Source organism: Bacillus sp. FSL K6-0042 (assembly GCF_038006685.1).
Classification (GTDB): domain Bacteria; phylum Bacillota; class Bacilli; order Bacillales; family Bacillaceae_G; genus Bacillus_A; species Bacillus_A pseudomycoides.
In genome coordinates this window covers 1,420,895-1,434,186 of record NZ_JBBOVS010000001.1, presented here as the reverse complement: position 1 = coordinate 1,434,186, position 13,292 = coordinate 1,420,895, and the positions used below count along the sequence as shown (strand labels likewise).

At 35.1% G+C, this 13,292-nt stretch carries 8 protein-coding genes and 1 other annotated feature; of the genes, 7 read left to right on the top strand and 1 reads right to left on the bottom strand.

Going from position 1 to position 13,292, the window contains the following annotated elements:
- The first annotated feature begins 176 nt into the window (after positions 1 to 176).
- Positions 177 to 3,398, top strand: coding sequence for a DEAD/DEAH box helicase (locus MHH45_RS07475; RefSeq protein ID WP_016132711.1), 3,222 nt, complete (start codon positions 177 to 179; stop codon positions 3,396 to 3,398).
- A gap of 144 nt (positions 3,399 to 3,542) precedes the next feature.
- On the opposite strand, the gene MHH45_RS07470 is transcribed toward MHH45_RS07475, so the two are convergent.
- Positions 3,543 to 3,680 (bottom strand): DUF3934 family protein, encoded by a 138-nt coding sequence (locus MHH45_RS07470; protein ID WP_016114332.1) that lies wholly within the window; start codon positions 3,678 to 3,680, stop codon positions 3,543 to 3,545.
- A 603-nt stretch (positions 3,681 to 4,283) separates the two neighbouring features.
- Positions 4,284 to 4,544 (top strand) — a binding site (T-box leader).
- A 70-nt stretch (positions 4,545 to 4,614) separates the two neighbouring features.
- Between MHH45_RS07470 and asnA the strand changes: the two genes are divergently transcribed.
- From asnA to cyoE, 6 genes are all read left to right on the top strand, one after another.
- Positions 4,615 to 5,598 carry an aspartate--ammonia ligase gene (gene asnA / locus MHH45_RS07465; protein ID WP_016114333.1) on the top strand — a complete coding sequence of 328 codons (984 nt, stop codon included), beginning with the start codon at positions 4,615 to 4,617 and terminating at the stop codon, positions 5,596 to 5,598.
- 516 nt (positions 5,599 to 6,114) lie between these two features.
- Entirely contained in the window at positions 6,115 to 8,130 is a 2,016-nt protein-coding gene (locus tag MHH45_RS07460; RefSeq protein WP_016114334.1) for a class I SAM-dependent methyltransferase, read from the top strand.
- Positions 8,131 to 8,735: 605 nt separating this feature from the next.
- Positions 8,736 to 9,626: an ABC transporter ATP-binding protein gene (locus MHH45_RS07455; RefSeq protein WP_016114335.1), complete on the top strand. Its 891-nt coding sequence runs from the start codon at positions 8,736 to 8,738 to the stop codon at positions 9,624 to 9,626.
- Positions 9,610 to 11,187 (top strand): hypothetical protein, encoded by a 1,578-nt coding sequence (locus MHH45_RS07450; protein WP_016114336.1) that lies wholly within the window; start codon positions 9,610 to 9,612, stop codon positions 11,185 to 11,187. Before MHH45_RS07455 ends, MHH45_RS07450 begins: the two co-directional genes overlap by 17 nt.
- A 21-nt stretch (positions 11,188 to 11,208) precedes the next feature.
- Complete coding sequence (locus MHH45_RS07445; protein ID WP_077295096.1) at positions 11,209 to 12,012, top strand: DUF4097 family beta strand repeat-containing protein; 804 nt, start codon at positions 11,209 to 11,211, stop codon at positions 12,010 to 12,012.
- Positions 12,013 to 12,287: 275 nt separating this feature from the next.
- Positions 12,288 to 13,211: a heme o synthase gene (gene cyoE / locus MHH45_RS07440; protein ID WP_016114338.1), complete on the top strand. Its 924-nt coding sequence runs from the start codon at positions 12,288 to 12,290 to the stop codon at positions 13,209 to 13,211.
- The last annotated feature ends 81 nt before the right edge of the window (positions 13,212 to 13,292 follow it).

The following is a 13,292-nucleotide window of genomic DNA, read 5'->3' as shown; positions in this document are numbered from 1 at the left end:
CTATTTTGTGCTTCAAAAGTAATTGCTATTTTATATTCATGTGTATACATGTAAAATGTTGTATAAGAGTAGATACTTCATAGTAGATAGAAACATTAGAAAAACTTGTAGTCTAAAGGTTTTCTAATATAACGTCTAGAACGGTGAATTTTTATTTTTAGGGAAGGGTCAAAATAATGAGTTTTACATTAAATAAAACAATAATTAAACAGTTATGTGGAGAAACCTCATATAAAAAAGGTGAGGCCTATTATAGGACAAACAAAGTTAATATTACTAATTATGATGTTAAGAGAAATATTTGCGAGGCGACAGTGAAAGGAAACGGAGATTTTTATGTCACGATAGAAACCGCTGATAATGATGAAATTATTGGGAAATGCAGTTGTCCTTCACTAGCTTCTTTTCATGCATATTGTCAACATATCGCAGCTACATTACTATATATAAATGATTTTCAACAAACCGGACAATCACTAGCATCTAATTCAAAAAAGGATCTCATGAATAGTTCGTCTAGGGATGTTCAATTAGCGAACGGGATGTTGAATTTGTTTGGTGAGAAGCCATTGCGGCCAAAAAGTAGACAGCATCGATTTGATACACGTAAGATACTTGATGTGGAATTCGTTTGTATTCCGGTTGCTTCAAGAAATGGGGGGGCTTTGTTTGGAATCCAGGTGAAGCTTGAGAAGCAATACCCTGTATATAAAATTAGGGATTTTCTTAGTAGAGTGGAACAAAGAGAGCCTTTCATATGTTCAAATAATTTTACTTACACGTCAGATGCTTATAGTTTTCAGCCAGAAACGGATGCTGTTATTCAGCAACTGATTCAAATTTACCGAAATGAAAAAATGTATGTAGAATCGTTGCAAATAAACGCTCAACAAGATGAAAGTATGATTTTAATTCCACCTGCGTCCTGGGATTATATGCTTTCACTGCTTTCCGCTACTTCATTTGTAACGGTTGAGCATGATGGGAAATCATTTCATGGTGTACATTTATCAAAAGGATTATTACCTATAAATTTTGAGTTCAATAAAGGTGTAAATGGGGGATATATACTTGAGATTAGTGGGTTACAACAAGTTCAAGTAATGGATACATATAGTTATGCTCTTTTTGGAGGGAAGCTATATCGTTTAAACGTGGAGGATTGTAATCGGCTTATTGAATTAAAGAGAATGATGAATCGTTCTAGAAGTAATCAATTTCATATTCCAACTGAGAAAATGGAACATTTCGTAGCGAAAGTAGTACCAGGTTTAATGAAGCTTGGTAACGTTCGGATTGATGAGGTTGTATCGGAACGCATTGAAAAAACACCTCTCAAAGCCAAATTGTTTTTAGATCGAGTCAAGGATCGGTTACTGGCAGGACTAGAATTCCAATATGGAAATGTTGTTATCAATCCGTTAGAAGAGGATGGACAACCTTCAGTTTTCAATCGGGAGGAGAAAAAAGAACAAGAAATTTTAGAAATTATGAATGAGAGTGCCTTCGCGAATACAGAAGGCGGTTATTTTATGCATAATGAGGAAGCGGAATATAATTTCTTATATCACGTTGTTCCGAAATTGAAAGGTTTACTGGAGATTTATGCGACTACAGCTATTAAGTTGCGCATTCATAGAGGAAACAGTGCACCTCTCATAAGGGTAAGGCGGAAAGAGCGAATTGATTGGTTATCATTCCGTTTTGATATAAAAGGAATTCCGGAAGCTGAGATTAAAGGTGTATTAGCAGCACTTGAGGAGAAACGTAAATATTATCGATTAGCGAACGGTTCCTTGCTATCCCTAGAGAGTGAGGAGTTTAATGAGATTAACCAGTTTATAAAGGAATCGGGTATTCGCAAAGAAATTCTAAAAGGAGAAGAAGTGAATGTACCGCTCGTGCGCAGTGTAAAATGGATGAGTTCACTTCAAGAAGGAAATGTTTTGAGTGTAGATCAATCTGTTCAAGAGTTGGTAGAAAACATTCAAAGCCCTAAAAATCTAAAGTTTACTGTACCAGATAGCTTAGATACAATCCTTAGAGAATATCAAAAAGATGGATTTGAATGGATGAAGACACTCGCATATTATCGTTTTGGTGGCATATTAGCAGATGATATGGGACTTGGTAAAACGCTGCAAAGCATTACTTTTATCGCTTCTATTTTGCCTGAAATTCGAGAGAAGAAGCTACCTGTATTAGTCGTATCGCCGTCTTCTTTAGTTTATAACTGGCTAAGTGAATTAAAGAAATTTGCTCCAGATATTCGAGCTATTATTGTGGATGGAAATCAAACAGAACGTCGAAATATTTTAAAAGATGCTACAAAGTTTGACGTTATTATTACGTCGTATCCTTTATTACGAAGAGATGTAAGGCAATATGCACAGCCATTCCATACGTTATTTCTTGATGAAGCACAAGCATTTAAAAATCATACGACGCAAACCGCAAAGGCAGTGAAAACGATTCAAGCAGAGTATCGTTTTGGATTGACCGGAACGCCTGTAGAAAATTCTTTAGAGGAACTTTGGTCTATTTTCTATGTAGTATTCCCAGAATTGTTACCAGGACGAAAAGAATTTGGGGACTTGAAGCGTGAAAATATTGCAAAGCGGGTGAAACCGTTCGTATTACGTCGTTTGAAAGAAGATGTGTTAAAAGAATTGCCAGAGAAAATTGAGCATTTACAGTCTTCAGAATTGCTTCCAGAGCAGAAAAAAATATATGCAGCTTATTTAGCAAAGTTGAGAGAAGAAACATTAAAGCATTTAAACAAAGATACATTGCGTAAAAACAAAATTAGAATTTTGGCTGGTTTGACGAGACTTCGGCAGATTTGTTGTCACCCAGGTTTGTTTGTCGATGACTATAGGGGGAGTTCAGCTAAATTTGAACAGCTTCTAGAAATTGTGGAGGAGTGCAGAAGTACAGGGAAGAGAATTCTTATATTTTCACAATTCACGAAGATGCTTTCCATTATTGGACGGGAGTTAAACCGTCAAGCTGTCCCGTATTTTTATTTAGATGGGAATACTCCGGCGTTTGAACGTGTAGAGTTATGTAATCGGTTTAACGAAGGAGAGGGAGATTTGTTCCTTATTTCTTTAAGGGCTGGTGGTACTGGTCTCAATTTAACAGGAGCGGATACCGTTATATTGTACGATTTATGGTGGAACCCTGCAGTCGAACAGCAAGCGGCAGACCGGGCGTATCGAATGGGGCAGAAGAACACTGTACAAGTTATCAAGTTAGTAGCACATGGCACGATTGAAGAAAAAATGCATGAGCTGCAGGAGAGCAAAAAGAATCTAATTGCCGAGATTATTGAACCCGGACAAGAAAAGTTGTCTTCGATCACTGAAGAAGAAATCAGGGATATTCTTATGATTTAACAGAATAAAAAAGCTATTCTTCCATAGATACGAAAGAATAGCTTTTTTCATTATGAACGTAATAATCACATTTTTCTTCGTTTAAAATAAGTGGATATTAATGCTAATTATCCTGCTTTGGATTACTTGTTTTTACGAGGGTTTTTAGTTATTTTTTGTACCTTTACTTTTATAAGGTTTAGCATTTTTCTTTTTCTTAGCACTAGATTGCCAGCGGTTCCAGCCTTTACTTCCCGTTCCTTGTCCTGTACCTTTCTTAGCTTTAGTTTTCGTTTTACTCATATAATCACTCCGTTATTATTATAGAAAATCTACTTTGATAGTAGTCAATGTCTTTGAAATATAATCTCGATCCATGACTATGTTTGTTCCTAACAGTTGCTGATCAGAACAAACAACTGAATGCTCTAGTATATCATAAAATGGGAAGTAATTTGATGCATTATGAAATCATTATCGAAATTTGTATAGATTTATTCGAATTGTAGAATGTTATTACATATGATAAAAATTATAAAGAAAATGAAATTTATGAGAAATACAATGGATTCTGTTTTTCGGACAATTACACTACTTGTCATATACATGATGGTTACGTTGAGTAAATTATTTTTTGGATTGAAGCCACAAAAGAAGCGATAAATTTTATCCCGCTATTCGTGAACGGTAAGATCCACACCTCAAAATTCAGCAAAAGCAAAGGAGATAGGTGGGGGATGAAGCCCCCACCGCTAATTAAAGTTTTACTTTATAAAGATGTTTTATTTACAACAATCAATAAAGCCGTAAAATAAAGAATTGAAAAATATTTTCAAACTTTTTGTTGACTTTCTTGTTTTTTTGTATAGAATAATCATTAATAAAATGTTTCAGAGATGTGACAACAAAACGACTGTGAAAGGACGAGTAGTAGTAGGATGTAGTCAAAGCGAGTCAGGGGTGGTGTGAGCCTGATACGAAGCCTGTTATGAAGAACCTCCTGGAGTCGCTAACCGAAATCCTTTAGAGGAAAGTAGACTTAGCCGGAAACTTCGCCGTTACAAGAAGAACAGTATCGAGATTTCTCTAATCTCCGTACTGAATAAGTGAGCAACCTCTGTTGCTAATTTGGGTGGTACCGCGGAACCAAAGCCTTTCGTCCCAGTTTTTTGGGAAAGAAGGGCTTTTTTTGTTGGCTTCTTTCCACTACATCCAAACATTTTAGGAGGAAACCAACATGTATCAATCATTAATGACAGTAAGAGAGACACAAATCGCAATTAAGGAAGTTAAAACATTTTTTGAGGATCAATTAGCAAAACGTCTTGGACTATTCCGCGTATCTGCACCATTATTCGTAACGAAAAAATCAGGTTTAAACGATCACCTAAACGGTGTAGAACGTCCAATTGAATTTGATATGCTTCATTCAGGAGAAGAATTAGAAATTGTTCATTCACTAGCGAAATGGAAACGATTTGCCTTGCACGAATATGGTTACGAAGCTGGTGAAGGTTTATATACAAACATGAATGCGATTCGCCGTGATGAGGAACTTGATGCAACACATTCAATTTATGTTGACCAATGGGATTGGGAGAAAATTGTTCAAAAAGAATGGCGTACAGTGGATTACTTGCAAAAAACAGTACAAACAATTTATGGAATATTCAAAGAATTGGAAGATCATTTGTTTGAAAAATATCCGTTCCTTGGCAAGTATTTACCAGAAGATATCGTATTTATCACATCCCAAGAGTTAGAAGATAAATACCCAGAGTTAACACCGAAAGATCGTGAGCATGCGATTGCGAAAGAGCACGGTGCAGTCTTTATTATCGGAATTGGCGATGCGCTTCGCTCTGGTGAAAAACATGATGGACGTGCAGCTGACTACGACGATTGGAAATTAAACGGAGACATCTTATTTTGGCATCCAGTATTGCAATCTTCATTTGAATTATCATCAATGGGAATACGCGTTGATAGTAAATCACTTGATAAACAGTTAACAAAGACAGGTGAAGATTTCAAACGTGATTATGATTTCCATAAAGGTATTTTAGAAGAAGTACTTCCACTTACAATTGGTGGTGGTATAGGACAATCAAGAATGTGCATGTACTTCTTACGTAAAGCGCATATCGGCGAAGTTCAATCTTCTGTATGGCCTGATGATTTACGTGAAGCCTGTAAGAAGGAAAACATTCATTTGTTTTAATGAAGAATGAATTGAATTGTTTTTTGAACGAGGATTGACGATTTATCCCGCATTAATGGGCAGTAAGACCCCCATCTCAAGATTCAGTGAGAAGTAAGGAAGAAACGTACCTGTAAAAGCCCGATTGATGAGGGCTAACCATCAGTGGGGGATGAAGAACCCCCCTGATGGAAGTTTCACTTTATAAATCTACAAAAAGAATGATTTAAATTAGCTTTACCTTTTCACTGGTTTTGAAGTGTGAAGCTCTTCAAAAAAACATCCGAAATATCAAAGGCTATCTTTTTCTGTTGAAGATAAAGCAGAAGAAAAGAGACACATGATATTTTTGGATGTTTTTTGCGTTTCGTAAATTGGAATACCGTACATTATCAAAAGAAATAACAGCTAATTGTATGATAGACTGAAATTTGAAACATGTATGTAGTAATTAGTCTATTAGGATACAGGTTACGCATTTGTTTTGTAGATGTCTCTGATAGAATGTGTATTGAATAACCAAAAGGAGAGAAGAGTATGTTACATAGTTTACATGCAATAGAAGAAGCACGAAATGGAAACATATATACGAGAGAAGCAAATATATGGTTAGGGTTTTTGTTGGAAGAATATGGGGTAGTAAGTATAGAAAGGAATTACCGAAGTGTATTAGAGTATGTGGAACGGACGCTAAGGCATTTAGAAAAAATGAATGTTTCATACGGTATTCGTGCTCGTGTAGAAACTGTATTATGCTGGAGTGAAGTATCGAAGTGTGGTTCTGTAACGCAGCGCAAGAAGTGGAAGGATTTAGGGGTATCGTTTTTAGCACATAACGAAGATTCAGCTTATATTTATAGACGCTATTTTCCATATGATGATGTAACGTTTACACTCATTCGTACACATGGATTAATAGGGCAAGTATTACGAGGAGAAGTATCCATGACTTCTCATGACGAACTGGTAAGATTATGGCAGCGAGGTGTGATTCAAAAAGATGAACTGCGTGAAGTGCTTCGTGTTTTAAATGAATGTATTATTACCGGGGTATCTGATAAGTTATGGATAAGAGTGAAGGGAGAGGTATATGAACGTATTGAACAAATACTTTGCGGAGAACTGATTGAATATAGTGTAAAGCAACGAATTCGGCGGTTACGTACGAATGCTTCACCTAACGATACATATTTTGTTCAAGAGTATGATTCAATTATGAATGATAGGTTAGAAGAAATGTTTACAGTTTTATTTGATTATGACCTTTGGTATGTAGAAGCAGCATTAACTCATTTTAGTTTCGAAGAATTCGTGAAAGTATTCGCATTAGCTTATCAACATATTACTCAAAAGAATGTAGATCATATCAGTTTCCAGCCTCTTATGGACGCATTGTATTATGAGAGAGAGGAAGAAAAATACTTAAATATTTATACGAAACGAGCAATTGAAAAAGTATTGCGAAGTGTATCAATAGTAGAATTGCTAAATATGAGTCGAATTCCTCAATCAGAAATGTATCCTGAATTAAAGGAAACTGAAAACGTATTAACAATTGGTTTTGGAACAAGTGAAGTTGGAAAGACGCTTATCGAATTTTGTTTAGCTTGTAAAAAAGAAAATAATGCTCATTATGAACAAGCTGTCATGATGTTATGTGAAATATTTGGTTTGCGCCGGGATGCGTTTGATCGATTGGAAAATGAAGAAGAATATCTTTCACATATGAATGGAAGTGTTGATGATAAAGTAGCAGTTCTTCCATATGTAGTAGGCGATACAATAGTAGAAATTGGCCCTGGCGGGGGCGCGATGATGAATAAATTTAAAGAGGTGTATCCAAATAAATCGGTTATCGGAGTAGATTTATCACGAAATGTAATTGAGAAGTTAACAAGTGATAAATACGAAAAAGGCTACAACTGGGAAGTTACACTAGGAGATGCTTTACATCTTGCAGATACATTCCATCCGGAAAGTATTTCTACAGTTCATTGTGGTTCAGTAAATCATGAGATTTTTTCTTACGGAGAAACAGATGGTAAGAAATTTAATGTTGCGACAATGGAACGTCTAGTGAAAAGTGTATTTCGGGTATTGACTCCTGGAGGACGTTGGATTATTCGTGATGGAGTAAAGACAGAAAGTAAAGAATGGTGTGAATTACATTTTCATGATGAAACCGCTATGCCTTTCTTAAAAAATTATCAACGTGATTTTCAAGGGCGACAAATTAAGGTGAATATATTAGATGTGGATCGAGTAAGAATGCCAGTTAATGATGCAATGGAATTTTTATATACGTATACGTGGGGAGAAGAAGCATATCCACATGAGGTGCAAGAGCAATTTGGTGTATTCACACTTCAAGAATATATTGACTTTGTAGAGAGTGTTGTAGGTTCAGAGAATGTAAAAGTAATCGAAGTTAAGCAGTATCTTTTAGAAGGTTATATAGAACATTTATCACCAAAAGTTACATTGTATGACGAGCACGGTAAACAAATCGCGTTGCCAAATAGTACATGTTTGATTGTGTTTGAGAAAATATAAATTTTTTTATGTTTGCATTTTACTGCACATGAATGGGCGGTAAGCTTCCTACTGATTAAAGTTTCACCTTATTATACATATGATCAATATGAGGAAAAGTATAAGGAGAATATGTATGTGGGAACAAATAGATCGAATCATAGGTTTTACATATATCTCAATAGGTATCATCACAGCATGTTATTAGATAATTGAAAAGAGTTTTGCGAAAGAAAAAATAGGAATGTTTTGGTTGTTAGTAGTCTTTTTTTTGCCTCCTATGTTTGGGTTTTTAAGAGTTACTGTCGAAGGGAATAAAGAGTAAAAAAGATTCCGAAACAGATTTGAATATAATCTGTTTCGGAATCTTTTTTTAGAACACGAATTAATCTTTGGAAATTTTTTCCTAGTTTATCTCGCATTAACTGGCAGTAAAAGTCCGATTGGTGCGGGCTGATATTCAATAAGGGATGAAGAAAACCTCTACTGATTAAAGTTGCACTGTATATTTTAAGCTGATTTTCTCTAGATTTTACTTAGATTTTACTTTCACCCCCTACAATGAAACTAAGAAAACGTAAGTGATAAAAATTTACACTTGTTTCATAAAGTGAGGAGGTAACGTGATGGAATTAATAATTGACCACGTAACAAAAAAATATGGTGAGAAAATAGCACTGAATGATTGTAGTTTACATTTAAAATCGGGAGTATTAGGACTTTTAGGACCGAACGGTGCGGGGAAGTCTACACTTATGCGTATGCTAGCAACAATTGAACAACCGACGGATGGTAGCGTGGTATGGGATGGGGAAAATATTCAAAAGAAACCGAAGTTGTTACGTTCGCAAATTGGATATTTACCACAAGACTTTGGCGTCTATCCAAATATGAACGCGGTCGAATTTTTAGAGTATATCGCAGCGATGAAAGGTTTATCAATGAGCTCTTCAAAAAAGCGAATTAATGAGCTGCTTGAAGCGCTGAACTTAACGAATGATCGAAAACGACTATTAGGTGGATACTCTGGTGGAATGCGGCAAAGAGTTGGAATTGCACAAGCGTTATTAAATGACCCGAAATTATTGATTGTAGATGAGCCGACAGTAGGATTGGATCCTGAAGAAAGAATTAGATTTAGAAATTTATTATCTAGTCTTTCTACGGATAGAATTGTTATTTTATCGACGCATATTGTAACGGATATTGAATCAATTGCGACAGATATTGCTTTATTATCAAAAGGAAATGTATTAGCTCATATGAAACCTGAACAACTATTAAAGCATGTAGAGGGAAAAGTATGGGAATGGGTTATACCAGCTTCTGAGTTACATCATGTTCAAAAGAAATATATAGTAAGTAGTGCAGTTCACCGGATTGATGGCATTCATGCGCGCATTGTTTCGGATAATGCACCTAGTACTAAGGCGCATATGATTGCAGCCTCACTTGAAGATGCTTATCTTTATTATGTTTCTTCGCTGGGAGGTGGGAAAATTGAACAATGTATATAATCTACTATATTTCATTAAAAAAAATTTAATTAGACAAATGAGAAGTTATCCATTTTTAATCGTAATTGGACTAACGGTTTTTTTGGGGTATGCATGTGTGCCAGCAACTTCTTCTGGCTATGAAGTATTTGAACTTGGCGGTGTGAGAGGAGTATATAATTCGAATTGGCTTGGTGGTATGGGAGCGATGATTTCTTCTTTATTTCTATGGTTGTTTGGTTTCTATATGTTAAGAAGCCAAATTTCAGATGATCAACGATTAGGAATAGGACAATTGATTGCTGCTTCACCTATAAGTGAATTTCAATATATTTTCAGTAAAACAATTTCTAATTTTGTTGTGTTAGTCGTCATTGAAATGGTATTTATGATTGCTTTTATCATTATGCAATTTATACGGGGGGAAGATTTTTCGTTTCAATTAGGTGGTTATGTATATCCACTGCTTTATATCGTGTTTCCTTCATTGGCGCTTTTAGCGGCATTGACTACCTTCTTTGATGTATTTCCTGGTTTAAAGGGCGTAGTTGGAAATATTGTTTTCTTTTTTTTGTGGGTTTTCTTGGGGATTATGGCGATGGAGCAACCAAATAATTATTGGGATGTCTTTGGTTTACATATAATTAGTTCTGACATGCTTCAGGATGCAGTGAGTAAGTTTGAATTTTTAAGCAGGGGTGAAGAAAATCGAAGTTTTGGCTATTATCCAATAGAGGGGCAGATGCAAACATTTCAATGGGATGGAGTGCATTGGACCAGTGAAATATTGATAACGCGTTTTATTTGGTTGGGGATTACATTGGTACTCATTTTGCTTACTTCACTTGTATTTCACAGATTTAGTATGCCTAGTAAAGGGAAAAAGAAGATAACTGAGTTAAGACAAGGGAACGAATTAATTGCTATGAGTGAACATAGTAATAATTTATTTACATTGACTTCTATAACGAGAACAAAGGGTGTTAGCATGTTGCGTTTAGTAAAAGCTGAGTTATCTATTATGTTAAAAGGCTTTTCGATTTGGTGGTATGTAATTGCAATTGGACTGATCGCATTTGGGTTGATATGTCCAGTAAATATAGCAAGAGAGTGGCTATCTATCATTATGATTTGGCCAATTGCAATTTGGTCACAGATGATGACGAGAGAAAAATACTATGGTACGGATCAAATTGTTATTTCGAGTTGTTCCCCATTGTATAAGTTTTTTGCAGCATGGATTTCAGGTGTTATCGTGGGCCTCATTATCTCCAGTGGTCTTATCATTCAATTTATATTAATTGAAGATATTTCATTCTTGTTTTCTTGGCTTAGCGGTATAGTATTCATTCCAACGCTAGCGTTAGTATTTGGAGTGTGGAGCCGAACGCATAAATTGTTTGAAGTCGTGTATATACTTTTATGGTATTTAGGGCCAGTGAATCATCTTCCATATGTAGACTTCTTAGGAATATCAACATCATACGCTATTTTGTATATGGGGTTATCTATCTTATTGCTAAGTATTGCATTAATTGGACAGTTGCAGCAAATGGGAAGGCTACGGCTAATATTCAAGTAAGTAGTCAAGAGGGGTGATGTAATGAAGGGTATCAAAGAGAAAATATATTTATTTTCATCTATAAGTCTAATGACTTTAAGTCTAGTAGCTTGTGGTACAAAAGAGAGTGAAGCGCCAGTCTCCAAACAGTTCGCCGTGAAAAATATAAATGAGATTGATATAAAAACAGTAGGAGAAAATATTAAACTTCATTCTACAACAGAAAAAGATATTAAAGTTGATACAGGAGAAGTGAAAGATGCAAAGGTAAAAGAAGATGGGGAGAAATTAGAGATTATCACGGAGAATTCGACGTCTATTGTGAATTTGAAAACAGCTACTGTACATGTATATCTTCCTGAAAAAACATATAAAAAAATAGATGTTAAAACAGAATCAGGTGAGGTAATAAGTGAAAATATAGCAGCTGAACAATTGAATTTGTATAGCGATTCAAGTGATATGACAATAAAAGAGTATAAAGGAAACAATATAACAGGAGTTTCCAAATCAGGAGGGATTACGTTACAGGGAGTGGAAGGAAGCTTCGATATTCAAAACGACACGGGAGAGGTGAATGTATCCGCTGTTTCAAATCTAAAAAATGAAAGTAAAATAAAAACCGAATCATCTCATATAAATATAAACTTTAAGAGAGAGCCAAAAAATCTAGAGGTTGACTTGTCAACGCGTGCGGGTCAAATAAAAAATGAATTTTCACTTTCAACTGGTGAAAAAGGAAACAATCATAAAGTAAAAGGTCGTATAGGAACTGGAAAAGAGAATGATACAAAGCTAACGGTGCAGTCTATGACAGGAACGATTGAGTTAAAACGTAATGAGTAATGAGAGTGTGAAACAGCTTTAAAAAATAAAGTTCGATTATGAAAGATACATTCTGAATGGATACTCTCGCTCTACTTAGAATATGTTTGTACAGTATAAATCTCTTTATAGGTGTGTTTATTTAAGCTTTTTAAATTATTCTAGACTGCTCTTCATCAGTGCACTGTATACTCTCTTTTTCTTGACATGAATATCATATAGTATTAATATACCGGGGAGTATATTAATACTATATACATGGTAAAAACGTCTAATGAAAAGGAGTACAGGGTGTCATGCGAAGGAAAAAAGAATTAACAAATTCGAATTCGAAACGACAGTTATCGAACATTTTAGCCCAAACGGTTAAAACCGGAATTATTAAATCGAATTTGGTCCCAATGTTTGCTGGGTTAACATTGGCTTTATATAAATATAAGATTAGCCCGTTTGAGAAAATTCCAGAGATTATATTTGCTTTCATCGGTTCTATTTTAATCATAGGTGCAGCAGGGGCTTTTAATAATCTGTATGATCGTGATATTGATTCGATTATGGAGAGAACAAAAAATAGACCAACTGTAACCGGAGAAATAAGCTCTAAGGCTGTATTATGGCTTGGAATATTGATGACAATCTCCGGATTAGTATTTCTTGCACTAACCACATATTTAGCAGCCTTATTAGGGTTTTTAGGCTTATTTTTGTATGTTGTACCGTATACAATGTGGAGTAAGAGAAGAACAATTTACAACACAGAAATTGGAAGTATTTCAGGAGCAATGCCACCACTCATTGGCTGGGCTGCTATTTATCCGGATATAATGCATCCGGCTATTATTGGGCTTTTTATCATAATGGTTATTTGGCAAATGCCTCATTTCTACGCTATAGCTATTCGTAAACATGATGAGTATAAGGCTGCAAAGGTTCCGATGCTTCCAGTAGTCAAAGGTGTTAAAAGAACATATATACAAACGAATATCTATTTAATTGTTTTAATTGGAATAAGTGTTCTTTTAGGAACTTTAAGCATTGGTCTTATGTTAGTAGCGCTTCTTTTAAGTATTTTATGGCTTGTTTTAAGCATTTATGGTTATAAAAAGATGGATTCAGAGAAATGGGCAAAATCATTGTTTATTTTTTCTCTTTTCCATATGACGATTTTATTTTCAACGATCATTATCTATTCCCTTATAGGTGTCTTTTTTGGAAGATGAATATAGGTAAGGAATGAAAAGTTTTAGAACGATTTAATTTGTAAAGAATAAGAAAAAACCAATTTCTCGTGTATTAGAATG

Bases quoted from the DNA above. Each gene is read 5' to 3' on its own strand.
- MHH45_RS07475 (WP_016132711.1), top strand. From the start codon at position 177: ATGAGTTTTACATTAAATAAAACAATAATTAAACAGTTATGTGGAGAA.
- MHH45_RS07470 (WP_016114332.1), bottom strand. From the start codon at position 3,680: ATGAGTAAAACGAAAACTAAAGCTAAGAAAGGTACAGGACAAGGAACG.
- asnA (WP_016114333.1), top strand. From the start codon at position 4,615: ATGTATCAATCATTAATGACAGTAAGAGAGACACAAATCGCAATTAAG.
- MHH45_RS07460 (WP_016114334.1), top strand. From the start codon at position 6,115: ATGTTACATAGTTTACATGCAATAGAAGAAGCACGAAATGGAAACATA.
- MHH45_RS07455 (WP_016114335.1), top strand. From the start codon at position 8,736: ATGGAATTAATAATTGACCACGTAACAAAAAAATATGGTGAGAAAATA.
- MHH45_RS07445 (WP_077295096.1), top strand. From the start codon at position 11,209: ATGAAGGGTATCAAAGAGAAAATATATTTATTTTCATCTATAAGTCTA.
- cyoE (WP_016114338.1), top strand. From the start codon at position 12,288: ATGCGAAGGAAAAAAGAATTAACAAATTCGAATTCGAAACGACAGTTA.